Origin of the sequence: Streptomyces durbertensis, assembly GCF_014156695.1 — a bacterium.
Lineage (GTDB): Bacteria > Actinomycetota > Actinomycetes > Streptomycetales > Streptomycetaceae > Streptomyces > Streptomyces durbertensis.
Map to the genome: position 1 here is coordinate 1 of NZ_WMLF01000860.1, position 889 is coordinate 889.

General features: G+C 69.2%; 1 protein-coding gene. It reads right to left on the minus strand.

The genetic code is table 11. The annotated features are described in order from the left end of the window. Positions 1–24 precede the first annotated feature (24 nt). The coding region (locus tag GL263_RS27320; protein WP_182858405.1) for an ABC transporter permease at positions 25–889 on the minus strand (865 nt) is incomplete at its 5' end.

An 889-nucleotide genomic window follows, 5' to 3' on the forward strand; every position in this document is an offset into this window, starting at 1 on the left:
GGGTGGGTGTCGTCGCGGCCATCGTCAGACCACCTCCTCCGTTCCCGCTTTGCGCATGTAGGTGGTGACCATGACGAGGATGAGGGCCATGAGCAGGAAGGACATGGCCGCGGCGGTCGGGTAGTCCAGGACGTTGAGGAACTGCTTCTGGATGGCGTTGCCGACCATCTGCTCCGAGGGGGAGCCGAGGAGTTGGGCGTTGATGTAGTCGCCTGAGGCGGGGATGAAGGTGAGCAGGGTGCCGGCGACGACGCCGGGCAGCGACAGCGGGAAGGTGACGCGGCGGAAGGTGGTGGCGGGGCTGGCGTACAGGTCGCGGGCGGCCTCGTGCAGGGCCGGCTCGACGCGTTCCAGCGAGGCGTACAGCGGGAGGATCATGAACGGCAGGAAGTTGTAGGTGAGTCCGCACACCACGGCGAGCGGGGTGGCGAGCACCCGGTCGCCGCTGGTCAGGCCGAGCCAGGCGGTGACGTCCAGGATGTGCAGGGCGTCGAGGGCGGCGACGACCGGTCCGCTGTCGGCGAGGATCGTCTTCCAGGCGAGGGTGCGGATGAGGAAGCTGGTGAAGAACGGCGCGATGACCATGACCAGCAGCACGTTCCGCCAGCGTCCGGCGCGGAAGGCGAGCAGGTAGGCGAGCGGGTAGCCGACGAGCAGGCACAGCACGGTGGCGGTGGCGGCGTAGGCGAACGAGCGGAGGAAGTGGCCGCCGTACTCGCGCAGCGCCTCCCAGTAGACGCCGAAGTTCCAGGTGACCCGGTAGCCCTCTTCGAGGGAGCCGGTCTGGATGGAGGTGGACGCCTGGTAGACCAGCGGCGCCACGAAGAAGACGGCGAGCCACAGGGCGGCGGGCAGCAGCAGCCAGTAGGCGGTCAGGTCGCGGCGGCCC